We start from the raw sequence: 16,136 nt of genomic DNA on the forward strand, positions 1-16,136 counted from the left end.
CTGACAATGTCCGACAGTTACGTGATCGAAGTGAGTTCGCAGACGGCGGGTATCGTGGTGCGCGATACGCGTGGTTATCAGTTCTTTGCTGCATCGCACCTTTTTGACCGCCTTGAAGGCCAGATCTTCCGCAATGCGCGCGAGGCCGAGCGCGCGGCGCGCCGGCTGCTCGCCGGTCAATCCATGCAGATGGCATCGTAGAACGCCTTCGCGTCATTGCGCATGGCCCGGGCGAAGCGTCCACCTTCGCCCAGGCCTTCCCTGACCCGGCACTGCACGTTGACCTCCGTGCCGAACGGTCGCACCATGGGCGACTCGCCGTTTCAAGGGGGCCGCCGTGGCCGGACTCTCCCATCGCCAGACTGAAATCCTCAACATCGCGCGCGCGTTCGGCCGGGTCATGGTCGAAGACCTCGCCAAGCGGTTCGAGGTGTCGGCGCAGACCATCCGCAAGGACCTCAACGATCTCTGCGACCAGCGCTCGCTGACCCGCATCCATGGCGGCGCGATCATCGCCTCGGGCGTCGAGAACCTCGCTTACGAGGCGCGCCGCTTCGTCGCCGCCGAGGAAAAGAAGGCGATCGGCGCGGCCGCGGCGGCACGGATTCCGAACGGCTGCTCGCTGTTCATCAATATCGGCACCACCACGGAAGAGGTCGCGAGCGCGCTGACCTCGCATGAGGACCTGCTGGTCATCACCAACAACCTCAACGTCGCGATGCTGCTCTACCGCCATCCGCGCATCGAGGTGGTGGTGGCCGGCGGCACGGTGCGCCGCGCCGACGGCGCCGTGGTCGGCTCCACCGCGACCCAGCTGATCGGCCAGTTCAAGGTCGACTACGCCATCATCGGCGCATCCGCCATCGACGAGGAGGGCGCGCTGCTCGACTTCGACTATCGCGAGGTGCAGGTCGCGCAGGCGATCATCGCCAATGCGCGCAACGTGATGCTGGTCTCGGACTCGACCAAGCTGCGCCGCAGCGCGCCGGTGCGGATCGCCCATATGAGCCAGATCCAGACCTTCGTGACCGATTCACCGCTTCCTGCGGGCCTCGCCAATATCTGCCACAGCCGCGGTATCGAGGTGGTCGTCGCGATGGACAAGCCGCAAGTCGATCTCGACGACAACGCCGCCGACGCGGCACCCGCGGCGCTGCGCAGCGCGTAGTTTGCGATCTCGCTGCTGAGGCATCGTCCTCGCACAGCTTTTTCCCCGTCATCCTGAGGAGCGCGCTCTTGCGCGCGTCTCGAAGGGTGAACGGCCACATTTGGGCCGCGCACCCTTCGAGACTCGCCCAGCGGCGCAATTGCGCCGCAAGGCTCGCACCTCAGGGTGACGGTCTAGTACCGGATGCGTCGAACGTAACCTGCCCCCAGCCGCAATCACCCGCCCAAAGAATCCCCAGCCCGAGTTCCCCATTTTCACTTTGCTTTCGTTTTTGGTTGTGATTTACTCCAATACGAAAGTAAAACCGTCAAAGCGAAGGCGGTTGCCGGGGGAAGCGTTCTTTGGACCAGATTTACGACCTCGCCATCATTGGAGGCGGCGTTAATGGCTGCGGCATCGCACGCGATGCGGCGGGCCGGGGTAACTCTGTTTTCCTCTGTGAAATGAATGACTTGGCTAGCGGGACGTCGTCCTGGTCGACCAAGCTCGTGCATGGCGGTCTGCGCTATCTCGAATATTACGAGTTTCGTTTGGTGCGCGAGGCGCTGATCGAACGCGAAATCCTCTGGCAGATCGCGCCCCACATCATTCGGCCGCTACGTTTCGTTTTGCCGCACCACGCCGGCCTGCGTCCGGCCTGGCTGCTGCGGCTCGGCCTCTTCCTCTACGACCATATCGGCGGCCGGCATTTGCTGCCGGCGACGCGCTCGGTCGATCTGACGCGCGACGCGGTCGGCAAGCCGCTGATCCCGGGCCGCTACACCAAGGGCTTCGAATATTCCGACTGCTTCGTCGACGATGCCCGGCTGGTTGCGCTGACCGCGCGCGATGCCGCCGATCGCGGCGCCGAGATCCGCACCCGCACCCGCGCGGTCGAGATCAGGCAAGTCGACGGCGTCTGGCACGTCACGGTCGAGGACAGCGTCACGGGTGCCCGCGACACGATCCAGTCACGCGTGCTGGTCAATGCCGGCGGTCCCTGGGTCGAACAGGTCCTGGCCTCGGGCGCCGGCGTCAACGCGCGCGCCAAGGTGCGCCTGGTGCAGGGCTCGCACATCGTGGTGCCGAAGCTCTACGACCACGACCGCGCCTACATCTTCCAGAACGCCGACGGCCGCATCATCTTCGTCATTCCCTATCAGGGCGACTTCTCGCTGATCGGTACCACCGATCGCGACTATGACGGCGATCCGGCCAAGGTGAAGGCGACGCAGGAGGAGATCGAATATCTCTGCGCGTCCGCCAGCGCGTATCTCGCCAAGCCGGTGAAGCCCGAGGACGTGGTCTGGAATTACTCCGGCGTGCGTCCGCTCTATGACGACGGCGCCAGCGAAGCCAAGGCCGCGACTCGCGACTATGTGTTCGAGCTCGATACGCCCGGCGGTGCGCCGCTACTGTCGATCTATGGCGGCAAGATCACGACCTATCGCCGCCTCTCCGAAGAGGCGCTGGAGCGGCTGTCGCCTTATCTCCGCGGCACAAAGGCGCAGGAGGGCTGGACCGGCAAGGCGCCGCTGCCCGGCGGCGACATGGATGTATCCGCGGTCGCGGCGCTGAGCGCCGAATTGATCCGCACCTATCCGTTTCTCGCGCAATCGCACGCCAATCGTCTCGCGCATGCCTATGGCACGCGCGCCAGCAAAGTCTTGGGCAATGCAACATCGACGGCCGATCTCGGCCGCTCCTTCGGCGCCACCTTGACGGAAAGCGAAGTCAGGTACCTGATGGCGAACGAATGGGCTCGGACTGCGGACGATGTCGTCTGGCGACGATCCAAGCTGGGCTTGCGGATGACGGCGGGTGAAATCGCCGCGCTCGACGAGTGGATGCTCGCCAACCGCGTGTCCGGTGAACGTCCCCTCCGCGAAGCGGGAGGACGGGCATGAGCGTCACATTGCAGAATGTCACGCGAACCGTGGATGGCATTCCGACCATCCGCGACGTGTCGCTGACGCTGGAGCGTGGCACGCTCAGCGTGCTGCTCGGGCCGACGCTGTCGGGCAAGACCTCGATCATGCGGCTGCTCGCCGGCCTCGACAAGCCGACCACCGGCCGCGTGTTGGTCGACGGCAAGGATGTCACCGGCGCCGACGTGCGGCAGCGTTCGGTCGCGATGGTCTATCAGCAGTTCATCAACTATCCCTCGCTGACGGTCTACGAGAACATCGCCTCGCCGCTGCGCGTGCAGGGCAAGCCGCGCGCCGAGATCGAGCGGCGGGTGGCGGAAGCGGCCGGCCTGTTGCGGCTCGAGCCGTTCCTGAAGCGCACGCCGCTGCAACTCTCCGGCGGCCAGCAGCAGCGCACCGCGATCGCGCGGGCGCTGGTCAAGGGCGCCGACCTCGTGCTGCTCGACGAGCCGCTCGCCAATCTCGACTACAAGCTGCGCGAGGAGCTGCGCGCCGAGCTGCCGCGCATCTTCGAGGCCTCCGGCGCGATCTTCGTCTATGCCACCACCGAACCGTCGGAAGCGCTGCTGCTCGGCGGCGACACGGTGTGCATGTGGCAAGGCCAGGCGCTGCAAACCGGCGCGACGCCGAAGGTCTACCGCCATCCCGACACGCTGCGCGTTGCCCAGGTGTTTTCCGATCCGCCGCTCAACATCATCGGCATCGAGAAGAAGGGCGCGCAAGTGATCTATGCCGGCGGCGAGCAGGCGCCCGCGGCCGGCCTCTATGCCAATCTGTCCGATGGCCGCTACCGGACCGGCTTCCGCGCGCACCAGCTCGAGGTCGGGAACGTCGCGGCCGGCCGCCACAAATTTTCCGCCGCGGTGACGGTGACCGAAATCACCGGGTCGGAGAGCTTTGTGCACGTCCATGTCCACGGCTCGAACTGGGTCGCGGTTCTCCACGGCGTGCACGAATATGAACCCGGGCAGGTGCTCGATGCCGCGCTCGATCCCGACAACATCTTCGTGTTCGACGCCGCCGACCGCCTCGTTGCATCGCCCGCGACCTCGTTTTCGGGCAACGTGCATCGCAGTGCGCGCGCTGCAAACGCGTCAGCCGGCAACGGCAAGTGAGGGAGATGCTTCATGGCCCGCATTGACCTCGTCGATCTCGCGCACTCCTACGGCGGCAACGACGCGCCGCAGGAATCCTTTGCGCTGAAGCCGGTTACCATGACCTGGCGGCAGGGCGGCGCCTATGCGCTGCTCGGGCCGTCCGGCTGCGGCAAGACCACGCTGCTCAACCTGATCTCCGGCATCGTGACGCCGTCGCGCGGAAAGATCCTGTTCGACGGCCGTGACATCACGCCGCTGTCGACGCAGAAGCGCAACATCGCGCAGGTGTTCCAGTTCCCGGTGATCTACGACACCATGACGGTCGGCCAGAACCTGGCCTTCCCGCTGAAGAATCGCGGCGTCGCGAAGGCCGAGGTCGACGCGCGCGTCAGGCAGATCGCCGATCTGCTCGACCTCACGCCCTATCTCAAACGCAAGGCGACACGGCTCACCGCCGACGCCAAGCAGAAGATCTCGCTCGGCCGCGGTCTGGTGCGCTCCGACGTCGCGGCCGTCCTGTTCGACGAACCGCTAACGGTGATCGATCCCGAGCTGAAGTGGCAGCTGCGCTCCAAGCTGAAGGCGCTGCATCGCGAGCTCGACCTCACGATGATCTACGTCACCCACGACCAGACCGAGGCGCTGACCTTCGCCGACACCGTCGTCGTGATGCATGACGGCCGCGTGGTGCAGAGCGGCACGCCGGCCGAATTGTTCGACAAGCCGGCGCATACGTTCGTCGGCTACTTCATCGGCTCGCCCGGCATGAACATCGTGCCCGCCGAAGTCAGTGGTCACGAGGCGCGGGTCGACGGCCATGTCATCGGCCTGCATCGAAACTATGGTGTGCTACCTGCGGGCAAGAAGATCGAGATCGGCGTGCGGCCGGAATTCGTCGATGTCGCGGCGCCGGCGTCAGGGCTGCTGTCGGCCACCATCGAGCGGATCGACGATCTCGGCCGCATCCAGTTCGCCCGCGTGCGGGTCGGCGATACCAAATTCGCCGCGCGTGTGCCGCCGGGCTTCTCGGTCTCCGGCGACACCGCCGGGCTGATCTTCAATCCCGCGCACGTCCACGTCTATGCCGACAGCCATTTGGTGGAGGGGGTCGCCTGATGGACAAGACGATCAACCAAAAAGCCTGGTTCCTGGTGCTGCCGGTGTTCCTGGTGGTGGCGTTCTCGGCGGTGCTGCCGCTGATGACCGTCGTGAACTATTCGATGCAGGACACCTTCGGCAACAACCAGTTCTTCTGGAACGGGGTCGGCTGGTTCAAGGAGCTGCTCGATCCATCGACCGATCTCGGCGGGCGCTTCCTGGCCTCGCTCGGCCGCAACCTGTTCTTCTCTGCGGTGATCCTCGCGATCGAGGTGCCGCTCGGCATCATCGTCGCGCTGTCGATGCCGCGCGAAGGCTGGAGCGTCGCGGCCTGCCTCGTCATCCTCGCCTTGCCGCTGCTGATTCCGTGGAACGTGGTCGGCACCATCTGGCAGATCTTCGGCCGGCCCGATATCGGCCTGCTCGGCTATGTGCTGAACCACCTCGGCCTCAACTACAATTACGTGTCCAATGAGGTCGACGCCTGGGTCACGGTCATCGTGATGGACGTCTGGCACTGGACCAGCCTCGTCGCGCTGCTCTGCTACGCCGGGCTGAAGTCGATCCCCGACGCCTATTACCAGGCGGCGCAGATCGACGGCGCCTCGCGCTGGGCGGTGTTCAAGGCGATCCAGCTGCCGAAGATGAACCGCGTGCTGCTGATCGCGGTGCTGCTGCGCTTCATGGACAGTTTCATGATCTACACCGAGCCGTTCGTGGTCACCGGCGGCGGCCCCGGCAATTCGACGACCTTCGTCTCGATCGAGCTCGTCAAGATTGCGCTCGGCCAGTTCGACCTCGGCAAGGCCGCGGCGCTGTCGCTGGTCTACAATCTGATCATCCTGATCGTGTGCTGGGTATTCTACACCGTGATGGTCAATGCCGGCTCCGAGCGTCCGGCCAAGGAAGGAGCGGCGTGATGCATTCGATCCCCGGCCGCCGCCTGATCATGGCGCTGTTTTTGATCTTCCTGCTGTTGCCGATCTACTGGCTCGTCAACATGAGCTTCAAGACCAACGCCGAGATCGTCTCGACGATGACGCTGTGGCCGCACACGCCGACGCTGCAGCACTACAAGCGCATCTTCACCGACGAGAGCTGGTATTCGGGCTACATCAATTCGCTCGAATACGTGGTGCTCAACACAATCATCTCGATCGCGGTGGCGTTGCCGGCGGCCTATGCGTTCTCGCGCTACCGCTTCCTCGGCGACAAGCATCTGTTCTTCTGGCTGCTGTCAAACCGCATGGCGCCGGCGGCGGTCTACGCGCTGCCGTTCTTTAACCTGTATTCGGCGATCGGCCTGTTCGATACGCCGTGGGCGGTCGCGCTCGCGCACTGCATCTTCAACGTGCCGCTGGCGGTGTGGATCCTCGAAGGCTTCGTCTCCGGCGTGCCGCGCGAGATCGACGAGACCGCGTTCCTCGACGGCTATTCGTTCCCGCGCTTCTTCATCAAGATCCTGGTGCCGCTCATCGCAAGCGGCATCGGCGTCGCCGCCTTCTTCTGCTTCATGTTCTCCTGGGTCGAGCTGCTGCTCGCGCGGACGCTGACCTCGGTGCAGGCCAAGCCGATCGCGGCGATCATGACGCGCACGGTCTCGGCGGCCGGCATGGACTGGGGCCTGCTCGCCGCCGCCGGCGTGCTCACCATCATTCCGGGCGCGCTGGTGATCTGGTTCGTCCGCAACTACATCGCGCGCGGCTTCGCGCTCGGCCGGGTCTAGGAGGCGATCATGGAATCCATCGCATGGATGGCCTGGACGCTGCCGACCGCGATCTTCTTCGTGCTGCTGGCCTCGACGCTCGGCGTGATGACCTGGCTCGCGGCGGTTTATCCCGAGGCCGAGCGGGTCGGCGTGCTGCGCATCCCGACCACGCGCGGCGATCGTTTGTTCATTTCGCTGGTGCTGGCGGCGGTGATCCACCTGTTGTGGATCGGCCTCGTCGGCACCGATCCGATCCTCACCCTGCCGATCGGCGAGGGCGTGGAAATTTCGAGCCTGTGGCTCGCAACGCTGATTTCGCTTCTTTCAGCCGTGGCGATCTTTCGCACCGTCTGACGAAAGCGAAGAAGAGCAGATCCGGGGTCAACCCGGGCCTGGGGTTTTGTTTGTCGCTGCAACCGGAGGAATCATAATGCGACATTTGAGAACGACAAAGGATAGTCTTTTGACTATGACCAGCGCCGCCGCGCTGATCGCGGCTTCGCTCGCGGTCGCCACGCCGGCCCGCGCCGCCGACGATGCCGTGATCCAGAAGTGGATCGCGGAATTCCAGCCCTCGACGCTGTCGAAGGAAGACCAGAAGAAGGAGCTCGAGTGGTTCGCCAAGGCCGCCGAACCCTTCAAGGGCATGGAGATCAACGTCGTCTCGGAAACGATCACGACGCACGAATATGAATCGCAGACGCTGGCCAAGGCGTTCTCCGAACTGACCGGCATCAAGCTCAAGCACGACATCATCCAGGAAGGTGACGTCGTCGAGAAGCTGCAAACCCAGATGCAGTCGGGCAAGAACGTCTATGACGGCTGGATCAACGATTCCGACCTGATCGGCACCCACTTCCGCTACGGCCAGACCATCATCCTGTCGGACTACATGAAGGGTGAGGGCAAGGAGGTCACCGACCCGATGCTCGACGTCGACGACTTCATCGGCAAGTCGTTCACCACGGCGCCGGACGGCAAGCTGTATCAGCTGCCCGACCAGCAGTTCGCGAACCTCTACTGGTTCCGCTACGACTGGTTCACCAACCCCGAGTACAAGGCCAAGTTCAAGGCCAAGTATGGCTACGAGCTCGGCGTGCCCGTGAACTGGTCGGCCTATGAAGACATCGCCGAGTTCTTCACCAACGACATCAAGGAGATCAACGGCGTCAAGGTCTACGGCCATATGGACTATGGCAAGAAGGATCCCTCGCTCGGCTGGCGGTTCACCGACGCCTGGCTGTCGATGGCCGGCAACGGCGACAAGGGTATCCCGAACGGCCTGCCGGTCGACGAGTGGGGTATCCGCATGGAAGGCTGCCGTCCGGTCGGCTCCTCGGTCGAGCGTGGTGGCGACACCAACGGCCCGGCCGCGGTCTACTCGATCACCAAATATCTCGACTGGCTGAAGAAGTATGCCCCGCCGCAGGCCCAGGGCATGACCTTCTCGGAAGCAGGTCCGGTGCCGGCGCAGGGCAACATCGCCCAGCAGATGTTCTGGTACACCGCCTTCACCGCCGACATGGTGAAGCCGGGCATCGCCGTGATGAACGCGGACGGTACGCCGAAGTGGCGTATGGCTCCGTCGCCGCACGGCGCTTACTGGAAGGAAGGCATGAAGCTCGGCTATCAGGACGCCGGCTCCGTGACGCTTCTGAAGTCGACCCCGCCGGATCGCCGCAAGGCAGCCTGGCTCTATCTGCAGTTCATCATCTCCAAGTCGGTGTCGCTGAAGAAGAGCCATGTCGGTCTCACTTTCATCCGTGAGTCCGATATCTGGGACAAGTCGTTCACCGAGCGTGCGCCGAAGCTCGGCGGCCTGATCGAGTTCTACCGCTCGCCCGCGCGCGTGCAGTGGACCCCGACCGGCAACAACGTGCCCGATTATCCGAAGCTCGCGCAGCTGTGGTGGCAGAACATCGGCGATGCGTCGTCCGGTACCAAGACGCCGCAGCAGGCGATGGACGCGCTGGCCGCGGCCCAGGATTCGGTGATGGAGCGTCTTGAGAAGTCCGGTGTGCAGGGCGCCTGCGGACCGAAGCTGAACAAGAAGGAATCCGCCGAGTTCTGGTACAAGAAGGCCGAGAAGGACGGCACCATCGCTCCGCAGCGCAAGCTCGCGAACGAGAAGCCGAAGGGCGAGACGATCGACTACGACACGCTGATCAAGTCGTGGCCGGCCAACCCGCCGAAGCGCGCCGAAGCGAAGTAAGGCGCAAGCAAAGGCGTACCAGCCCACGCCATCCGAAGACGACGAAAGGCCGGGAGCGATCCCGGCCTTTTTGCTGATTGCCAGGTCATTCCGGGATGGTGCGCAAGCACCAGACCTCAGGTGCGCAACTGCGCACCGGGGAATCTCGAGAATCCGGGTTCGATGCGTCGCATCGCCCCGGAATGACGATGTGGAGAGAGGAGCGCTCCCTACTCCGCCGCCTCGGTCGCCTTCAGCGTCGGATAATCCGTGTAGCCCTTGGCGCCGCCGCCGTAGAAGGTCGCCTTGTCCCATTCGTTGAGCGGCGCGCCGGTCTTGAGCCGCTCCACCAGATCGGGGTTGGAGATGAACGGCTTGCCGAACGCGATCAGGTCAGCCGCGCCGGCTTCCAGCACCTTCTCCGCCAGCGCGAAGTCGTAACCGTTGTTGGCGACATAGGCCTGCTTGAAGCGCTTGCGCAGCGAGGCGTAGTCGAACGGCGCGATATCGCGCGGGCCGCCGGTTGCGCCCTCGACGACGTGGAGATAGGTCAGCTTCAGCGCACTGAGCTGGTCGACGATGTAGTCGAACAGCGCTTGCGGATTGGAGTCGGTGATGTCGTTGGCCGGCGTCACCGGCGAGATCCGGATGCCGGTGCGATCGGCGCCGGCCTCGGTGGCGACCGCCTTGGACACGTCCAGCATCAGCTGGGCGCGGTTCTCGATTCCGCCGCCATAAGCGTCGGTGCGCTTGTTGGTGCCGTCGCGGGCGAACTGGTCGAGCAGATAGCCGTTGGCGCCATGGATCTCGACGCCGTCGAAGCCGGCCGCCAGCGCATTCGCCGTGCCGCGCTTGAAGTCCTCGATGATCCCGGGAATTTCCGACAATTCGAGCGCGCGTGGCTCGGACACGTCGGCAAACGTGCCGTTCACGAAGGTCTTGGTCTTGGCCTTGATCGCGCTCGGCGCCACCGGTGCGCCGCCGTTCGGCTGCAGTGCGACATGCGAGATGCGGCCGACATGCCAGAGCTGGATGAAGATGCGGCCACCGCGCTCATGCACCCGATCGGTGACCCTGCGCCAGCCCTCGACCTGTTCCTTCGAATAGATGCCGGGCGTGTCCTGATAGCCCTGGCCCTGCTGCGAGACCTGGCTCGCCTCGGTGATCAGAAGGCCGGCGGAGGCGCGCTGGCCGTAATAGTCCACCGCGAGCGGGCTCGGCACCATGCCGGGCGGCACCGCGCGGTTGCGCGTCAGTGGCGCCATCACCAGGCGGTTCGGCAGCGTCAGCGCGCCGAGCTTGTAGGGCTCGAGAAGTTTGGTCGATTGGCTCATGTAAATGTTCCAGAGAATGACTGATGAAGGAGAATTGTGCATTGCCGCGACGAGCGCAATGCCCGAGGCATTCGCGCTCCGCAGGCTAGCTGCGCACAATTCCGCCCATGTGGCCGGCATCGAGGAACAGGGTGTGCGCGTTCACGTAGGAGGATTCATTCGAAATCAGGAACAGCGCAGTATAGGCGACCTCCCAGCCGGTGCCCTGGCGGCCGAAAGGCACTGTCACGGCGCGGTCCGATCGCCTGCGGCTGGCGTCGCGCCCCATCGGCGTGTCCATGAAGCCGGGCGCGATCACATTGCAGCGAATGCCCTTGTCCTCGCCGGCCCGCGCGATCGCCCGGCCAAGCGCGATCTGCGCCGCCTTGGAGGATTCATAGGCCGGGTTGCGGCCGCCGGCGCGCTGGCTCGCCATCGAGGAGATCAGGATGATCGCGCCGCCCGGCGCCATCACCTCCAGCGCCTTCTGCGCGAACAGCATGTGGCTGCGCACATTGACGGCGTAGTCGCGGTCCCAGGCTTCGGCCGTCATCTTGGGCAGCGACAGGCCGGAGGAGATGCCGACATTGAGCGCCAGCCCGTCGAGCCCGCCGAGCTGTTGCGCGCAGCGTTCGACCGCGGGCGCGATCGCCGCGACATCGGAGACATCGACCACATCGGTGAAGGCCTTGCCGCCTTCGCCTGTGATCTGCGCGACGGTGTCGTCGGCGGCGTCCTTGTTGACATCGAGGCAGGCGACCGACGCGCCCTCGCGCGCGAACAGCACGCTCATGGCGCGGCCGTTGCCGATCGGCGGGGCTTCATCCACGGTTGTGCGCTGTCCCGCGCCGACCACGATGACGCGCCGCCCGGCGAGGCGGCCGTGGTTCTTCGCCAGTCCGAGCGCTTCGGCATGCAGCGAAGCGGACGGATCGATGGCTTTCGGTGCGTGGGTTGTGGTCGACATGGCGTGCTCCCTGACGTCTTGTTGTTGTCAGGGAGCAGTAGCACGGGCGAGGGCGTGAAGCGAAAATCCCGTCGCGGGGAATATGGATCGCCGAAGCGCGTCAGCTGACGCCGAGGAAATCGCGCTTGCCGATCTCGACGCCGTTGTGGCGCAGGATGTCGTGCGCGGTCACGGCGTGGAAATAGAAGTTCGGGAACGAGAACGCGCTGAGGAATTGCTGACCCTTCAGGGTCATCGTGCGATCGGGGCCGATCGGGAAGGTGACGTCCCTGGCGTCGGCGCCGTCGAACTGCGCCGGCTTGAACGACTTCACATAGTCAATCGTCCTGGCGAGCCGCTGCTTCAGTTCACTGATGCTCTTCTCGGTATCTGGCGTCGACGGCACGTCGCTATGGGTCAGCCGCGCGCAGCCCCGTGCGGCGTGATCGCAGACAAGTTGCACCTGCTTGGTCAGCGGCAGCATGTCGGGATAGAGCCGCGATCCCAGCAGCACCTCGGGCGCGATCTTCTTCGCTTCGCAATGCGCCTCGGCCTTGGTCAGCTCGCCGGTGAGGCTGTTGAGGATCTGCAGGTAGGCGGGGACGACGGCGTCATGAAAGGACATGTGATGCTCCCTGTTCTGATGAAATCCGGATGTTACCGAACGGCGATGCTGCAAGTGGGGCGGCAAGGGGAAGAATACAACTGCGGGCGGCTGTAACACTTGGTCAAATATTTCGCGCGGGCGGCATTCTTGATCCCGTCATCCTGAGGAGCGCGAAGCGCGTCTTGAAGGATGCACGGCCCCAGTGTGGCCGATTCATCCTTCGAGGCTCGCTCCGCTCGCACCTCAGGATGACGGATCGCCAGAGTCTGCGTAGCCCGGATGGAGCGCAGCGCAATCCGGGGAGGCGCATCGGGGCTTGTCCCGGATTTCGCTGCGCTGCATCCGGGCTACGGAAAATGGGCGTTTGCTCTACCGCGTCCCCAGTGCCGCGGCATCGGCGGCCGGCTGGGTGCGGGGCCCGCCGCGCATCCGCGCCAGGAGCTCCGCGGTCGGCCAGGAATCCGCCGGCAGGCCGTATTTCATCTGCATCGCCTTCACCGCGCTGCGGCTTGCCTGTCCGAGCACGCCGTCGATCTTGCCGACGTCGTAGCCGGCGCGCGCGAGCAGTCCCTGCAGCTCCTTGATCTCATTGAACGGCAATTGCGCGACCGGACCGTGCGGCCGCTGCATCGGCGGTGCGCCCGCGATGCGGCCGGCGAGATAGCCGGCGGTGGTCGAATAGATCAGCGAGTTGTTCCACTCGGTGTAGGCGGCGAAGTTCGCATAGGCGAGGAACGCCGGACCCATCCGGCCCATCGGCAGCAGCAGCGAGGCCGGCATCTCGTCATTCGGCAATGCCTTGCCGTCGGTCAAGCTGACGCCAAGCGATACCCATTTCGATCGCGGCAGCTTGATGGTGAGGTCGGCCTGGTCCCACGGGAAATTTGCCGCCTGCGGCACGCGCACCTCCTGCAGCCACGGCTCGCCGCGCCGCCATTTCAATCCGGTGGCGATGTAGTTCGCGGTCGAGCCGATCACGTCGGGGCCGCTTTGCAGGAGATTGCGATGGCCGTCGCCGTCATAGTCGACCGCGTAGTTGAAATAATGCGTCGGCAAGAATTGCGTCTGACCGAGCTCGCCGGCCCATGAGCCGATCATCTCGTCGGGCGTCAGGTCGCCGCGCTCGATGATCTTCAGCGCGGCGATGGTCTCGCCCTGGAACATCTCGGAGCGGCGGCAATCATAGGCCAGCGACACCAGCGATTTCAGCGTCGGCAAATTGCCCATCTGGACGCCGAAATCGCTCTCCAGTCCCCAGAACGCGGCGATCACCGCCGGCGGCACGCCATACTCCTTCTCGGCGCGCGCGAACGCGGCGGCATAGGTCCGGAGGTATTGTTGGCCCTGCTGCATGCGATAGTTCGCGGCCATGCGGCCGGCGAACTGGGTGAAGATCTGCCCGAACACGCGCTGGCCGCGGTCGCGGTTGACGATACCCTGGTCGTAGATCAGGTAGGGCGCGGCCTCCGCGATCGTGCGCTGCGAGACGCCGGCGGCGACCGCCTTCTGCTTCAGCTCGGCGAGGAAGCGATCGAAGTTTTGCCCGTTGTGGCAGGACGCAGCCCGCGGCGAGGCGACGGCGGCCGGGCGCGGCCTGACCGGCGCGGGATTTAAGGGGCTGGGCAACGGCTGCTGCGCCGAGGCGAGGGTGGAGAGCGCCAGCGCCCCCGCGATCGCTGCGATCATGATCGGGGCGCGGAGGGGAGAGGCTGGCATCGATGTCACCGGCTGGAAAAAGGGGAATTGAAGCCCAATCTGCATACACCAGGGCGACACCGGGCAACAACGGGGGTAGCGCCGTTAGACCAATTGGGCTGAGGTAGGTTGAGCCGCCACCGCTATGATCGGCCGGTGATTCGCGGGCAGGGGTGTCGGCGGATCGATCACGCCGGGAGGGACCCATGTGGAGTTTTCTCGAGCGTCTTTTGGATTCGTCGACGTTTTCGCCGCGCGGCATCTGCCTGTTGTGGGAACCGGAGCTGATCTGGCTCCACGTGATTTCAGACGCGATCATTGCCGCTTCGTATCTCTCGATCCCGTTCGCGCTGGCGATCCTCGTCTCCAAGCGGCGCGATTTCCAGTTCGGCTGGATGGCCTGGCCGTTCGCCACGTTTATCCTCGCCTGCGGCCTCACCCATGTGTTCTCGATCTACACGCTGTGGGTGCCGATCTACGGTCTCGAGGGCCTGCTCAAGGCGCTAACCGCTGTCGCCTCGATCTTCACCGCAGTGCTGCTCTGGCCGCTGATCCCGCGGATCCTCGCGATCCCGACCGAAGAGCAGTTGCGCGAGGCCCATGTCGCGCTCGCCGAGGAGGGACGCCAGCGCCAGCGATCGGAATTCCTGCTCGAGCGCCTTCGCGAGGCCGAGGCCAATGAGAGCAAGATCCGCCAGGCGCAGAAGATGGAAGCGGTCGGCCAGCTCACCGGCGGCATTGCGCACGACTTCAACAACATCCTCACCGTCATCACCGGCACGATCGACATCCTGGCCGAGGCGGTCACTCACAACCGCCAGCTCACGGAGATCACCGCGCTGATCCGCGACGCCGCCGAGCGCGGCGCATCGCTGACGCGGCATCTGCTCGCCTTCGCGCGCAAGCAGCCGCTGCAGCCGACCACGCTGTCGGCCAATAATGGGAGCGAAGCCCTTGCCGTGCTCGACAGCGGCGCGCCGATCGATCTGTGTTCACCGACGTCATCATGCCGGGCGCGATGAACGGACGCGACCTCGCCACCGAGGCGCGGAAGCGCCGCCCGGGCCTGCGCGTCCTCTTCACTCGGGCTATACCGATGACGCCATCGATCAGGACGGCAAGCTCGAGCAGGGCATCCTGTTCCTGGCAAAACCCTACAGCCGCGCCGAGCTCGCCCGCATGTTGCGCGTCGCGCTGCGCGAGGAGGGGGCGGTGATTGCACAGGAGCCGGCGGCGTAGCGAGAGATCGTAGCCCGCATGAGCGAAGCGACATGCGGGACCGGTCTTACCCCGCATGTCGCTTCGCTCATGCGGGCTACGGACGGCGCCGCACATGACCAATCATTAACCCGCGCCGCGTCGCTGCGACGCACTGGTTCCCCTTGCGGCTTCTGCGGCAAAATCCCTACCTCAGCGGCGTCAGTTGTGGCAGCATTCCGCTCGCCGTGAGGGAACAACGATGAACTATTTCCGCACCGCGCTCCTGCTTGCCGGCCTCACCGCCCTGTTCATGGGGGTCGGCTATCTGATCGGCGGCGGCACCGGCGCCGTGATCGCGCTGATGGTCGCGGCTGCGACAAATCTGTTCACCTACTGGAATTCCGATCGCATGGTGCTGTCGATGTACGGCGCCCATCAGGTCGATGCGGGCTCGGCGCCCGAACTCTACAATCTCGTCGCCGAGCTCGCACAGCGCGCCGCTCTCCCGATGCCGCGCGTATTCCTGATGGACGAGGCGCAGCCCAATGCGTTCGCGACCGGCCGCAACCCGGAGAACGCGGCGGTCGCCGTCACCACGGGCCTGATGCAGCAACTCAGCCGCGAGGAGCTTGCCGGCGTGATCGCGCATGAGCTTGCGCATATCAAGCATCACGACACGCTCACCATGACGATCACGGCGACGATCGCCGGCGCGATCTCGATGCTGGCGCAGTTCGGTATGTTCTTCGGCGGCAACCGCAACAACAACGGCCCCGGCATTGTCGGCTCGATCGCGATGATGGTCCTGGCGCCGCTCGGCGCCATGCTGGTGCAGATGGCGATCAGCCGCACCCGCGAATACGCCGCCGATAATTATGGCGCGCGCATCGTCGGTCAGCCGATGTGGCTTGCCTCCGCGCTCGCGAAGATCGAGAACGCCGCGCATCAGGTGCCGAACATGGAGGCCGAGCGCAATCCGGCCACCGCGCACATGTTCATCATCAACCCGCTGTCGGGCCACGGCGTCGACAACCTGTTCGCGACCCACCCCTCGACCGCGAACCGCATCGCCGCGCTGCAGCAGCTCGCCGCCGAGCTCGGCACCCAGACCGCGCCGCGCCCGGCCGGTGGAAGCTATCCGCCGCGCAGCCCGTGGGGCGGATCCGGCCAGCGCGGCCCGTGGGGGTAGGGTGAGACCAAGCCGTA

General features: G+C 65.1%; 15 protein-coding genes and 1 pseudogene. 11 read left to right on the top strand and 5 right to left on the bottom strand.

Features of this window, described 5'->3' with window-relative positions; translation table 11 throughout:
- Nucleotides 1-6 precede the first annotated feature (6 nt).
- A complete protein-coding gene (locus J2R76_RS35605) occupies nt 7-201 on the top strand; it encodes a hypothetical protein (protein WP_057016955.1) in 195 nt (64 codons plus the stop codon).
- Here the strand turns inward: J2R76_RS35605 and J2R76_RS40735 are convergent.
- Entirely contained in the window at nt 177-308 is a 132-nt protein-coding gene (locus tag J2R76_RS40735; RefSeq protein WP_256521284.1) for a hypothetical protein, read from the bottom strand. The genes J2R76_RS35605 and J2R76_RS40735 overlap by 25 nt on opposite strands.
- 29 nt (nt 309-337) lie before the next feature.
- On the opposite strand from J2R76_RS40735, the gene J2R76_RS35610 reads away from it, so the two are divergent.
- The 8 genes from J2R76_RS35610 to J2R76_RS35645 all read left to right on the top strand — a co-directional run bounded on the left by J2R76_RS35610 (nt 338) and on the right by J2R76_RS35645 (nt 9,190).
- The gene (locus J2R76_RS35610) at nt 338-1,168 is read left to right on the top strand and encodes a DeoR/GlpR family DNA-binding transcription regulator (protein ID WP_168857237.1); all 831 of its coding nucleotides are present in this window, start codon (nt 338-340) and stop codon (nt 1,166-1,168) included.
- Nucleotides 1,169-1,509: 341 nt separating this feature from the next.
- Nucleotides 1,510-3,054 (top strand): glycerol-3-phosphate dehydrogenase, encoded by a 1,545-nt coding sequence (gene glpD, locus J2R76_RS35615; RefSeq protein WP_057016958.1) that lies wholly within the window; start codon nt 1,510-1,512, stop codon nt 3,052-3,054.
- Nucleotides 3,051-4,190, top strand: a complete 1,140-nt coding sequence (locus J2R76_RS35620) for an ABC transporter ATP-binding protein (RefSeq protein ID WP_253625563.1) — start codon at nt 3,051-3,053, stop codon at nt 4,188-4,190. Before glpD ends, J2R76_RS35620 begins: the two co-directional genes overlap by 4 nt.
- 12 nt (nt 4,191-4,202) lie before the next feature.
- Nucleotides 4,203-5,288 carry an ABC transporter ATP-binding protein gene (locus J2R76_RS35625; protein ID WP_057016959.1) on the top strand — a complete coding sequence of 362 codons (1,086 nt, stop codon included), beginning with the start codon at nt 4,203-4,205 and terminating at the stop codon, nt 5,286-5,288.
- Nucleotides 5,288-6,190 (top strand): carbohydrate ABC transporter permease, encoded by a 903-nt coding sequence (locus tag J2R76_RS35630; RefSeq protein ID WP_028338609.1) that lies wholly within the window; start codon nt 5,288-5,290, stop codon nt 6,188-6,190. The genes J2R76_RS35625 and J2R76_RS35630 overlap by 1 nt, the downstream gene beginning before the upstream one ends.
- Nucleotides 6,190-6,996: a carbohydrate ABC transporter permease gene (locus tag J2R76_RS35635; protein ID WP_028333212.1), complete on the top strand. Its 807-nt coding sequence runs from the start codon at nt 6,190-6,192 to the stop codon at nt 6,994-6,996. Before J2R76_RS35630 ends, J2R76_RS35635 begins: the two co-directional genes overlap by 1 nt.
- Before the next feature lie 9 nt (nt 6,997-7,005).
- On the top strand, nt 7,006-7,332 hold the full coding sequence (locus J2R76_RS35640; protein ID WP_057016960.1) for a DUF2160 domain-containing protein: 327 nt from the start codon (nt 7,006-7,008) through the stop codon (nt 7,330-7,332).
- Nucleotides 7,333-7,447: 115 nt separating this feature from the next.
- The gene (locus tag J2R76_RS35645; protein WP_038382516.1) at nt 7,448-9,190 is read left to right on the top strand and encodes an ABC transporter substrate-binding protein; all 1,743 of its coding nucleotides are present in this window, start codon (nt 7,448-7,450) and stop codon (nt 9,188-9,190) included.
- Nucleotides 9,191-9,399: 209 nt separating this feature from the next.
- Here the strand turns inward: J2R76_RS35645 and J2R76_RS35650 are convergent, their stop codons facing one another.
- From J2R76_RS35650 to J2R76_RS35665, 4 genes are all read right to left on the bottom strand, one after another.
- Nucleotides 9,400-10,503 carry an alkene reductase gene (locus tag J2R76_RS35650; protein WP_057016961.1) on the bottom strand — a complete coding sequence of 368 codons (1,104 nt, stop codon included), beginning with the start codon at nt 10,501-10,503 and terminating at the stop codon, nt 9,400-9,402.
- Between the two features lie 85 nt (nt 10,504-10,588).
- Nucleotides 10,589-11,449: an SDR family NAD(P)-dependent oxidoreductase gene (locus J2R76_RS35655; protein WP_253625564.1), complete on the bottom strand. Its 861-nt coding sequence runs from the start codon at nt 11,447-11,449 to the stop codon at nt 10,589-10,591.
- Between the two features lie 100 nt (nt 11,450-11,549).
- Nucleotides 11,550-12,053 carry a DUF1993 family protein gene (locus tag J2R76_RS35660; RefSeq protein ID WP_253625565.1) on the bottom strand — a complete coding sequence of 168 codons (504 nt, stop codon included), beginning with the start codon at nt 12,051-12,053 and terminating at the stop codon, nt 11,550-11,552.
- Between the two features lie 351 nt (nt 12,054-12,404).
- Nucleotides 12,405-13,751, bottom strand: a complete 1,347-nt coding sequence (locus J2R76_RS35665; protein ID WP_253625566.1) for a lytic murein transglycosylase — start codon at nt 13,749-13,751, stop codon at nt 12,405-12,407.
- A 611-nt stretch (nt 13,752-14,362) separates the two neighbouring features.
- On the opposite strand from J2R76_RS35665, the pseudogene J2R76_RS35670 reads away from it, so the two are divergent.
- Nucleotides 14,363-14,969 (top strand): annotated as a pseudogene (locus tag J2R76_RS35670) (response regulator); the annotation flags it as partial.
- A 220-nt stretch (nt 14,970-15,189) separates the two neighbouring features.
- Nucleotides 15,190-16,119: a zinc metalloprotease HtpX gene (gene htpX / locus J2R76_RS35675; RefSeq protein ID WP_028333206.1), complete on the top strand. Its 930-nt coding sequence runs from the start codon at nt 15,190-15,192 to the stop codon at nt 16,117-16,119.
- Nucleotides 16,120-16,136 lie beyond the last annotated feature (17 nt).

It is taken from the genome of Bradyrhizobium sp. USDA 4532, from assembly GCF_024171315.1.
GTDB classification, from domain to species: Bacteria; Pseudomonadota; Alphaproteobacteria; order Rhizobiales; family Xanthobacteraceae; genus Bradyrhizobium; species Bradyrhizobium australafricanum.

Excerpts from the sequence above, each read along its gene's own strand:
- J2R76_RS35605 (WP_057016955.1), top strand. The coding sequence starts at position 7 with ATGTCCGACAGTTACGTGATCGAAGTGAGTTCGCAGACGGCGGGTATC.
- J2R76_RS40735 (WP_256521284.1), bottom strand. The coding sequence starts at position 308 with ATGGTGCGACCGTTCGGCACGGAGGTCAACGTGCAGTGCCGGGTCAGG.
- J2R76_RS35620 (WP_253625563.1), top strand. The coding sequence starts at position 3,051 with ATGAGCGTCACATTGCAGAATGTCACGCGAACCGTGGATGGCATTCCG.
- J2R76_RS35625 (WP_057016959.1), top strand. The coding sequence starts at position 4,203 with ATGGCCCGCATTGACCTCGTCGATCTCGCGCACTCCTACGGCGGCAAC.
- J2R76_RS35630 (WP_028338609.1), top strand. The coding sequence starts at position 5,288 with ATGGACAAGACGATCAACCAAAAAGCCTGGTTCCTGGTGCTGCCGGTG.
- J2R76_RS35635 (WP_028333212.1), top strand. The coding sequence starts at position 6,190 with ATGCATTCGATCCCCGGCCGCCGCCTGATCATGGCGCTGTTTTTGATC.
- J2R76_RS35640 (WP_057016960.1), top strand. The coding sequence starts at position 7,006 with ATGGAATCCATCGCATGGATGGCCTGGACGCTGCCGACCGCGATCTTC.
- J2R76_RS35645 (WP_038382516.1), top strand. The coding sequence starts at position 7,448 with ATGACCAGCGCCGCCGCGCTGATCGCGGCTTCGCTCGCGGTCGCCACG.
- J2R76_RS35650 (WP_057016961.1), bottom strand. The coding sequence starts at position 10,503 with ATGAGCCAATCGACCAAACTTCTCGAGCCCTACAAGCTCGGCGCGCTG.
- J2R76_RS35655 (WP_253625564.1), bottom strand. The coding sequence starts at position 11,449 with ATGTCGACCACAACCCACGCACCGAAAGCCATCGATCCGTCCGCTTCG.
- J2R76_RS35660 (WP_253625565.1), bottom strand. The coding sequence starts at position 12,053 with ATGTCCTTTCATGACGCCGTCGTCCCCGCCTACCTGCAGATCCTCAAC.
- J2R76_RS35665 (WP_253625566.1), bottom strand. The coding sequence starts at position 13,751 with ATGCCAGCCTCTCCCCTCCGCGCCCCGATCATGATCGCAGCGATCGCG.
- htpX (WP_028333206.1), top strand. The coding sequence starts at position 15,190 with ATGAACTATTTCCGCACCGCGCTCCTGCTTGCCGGCCTCACCGCCCTG.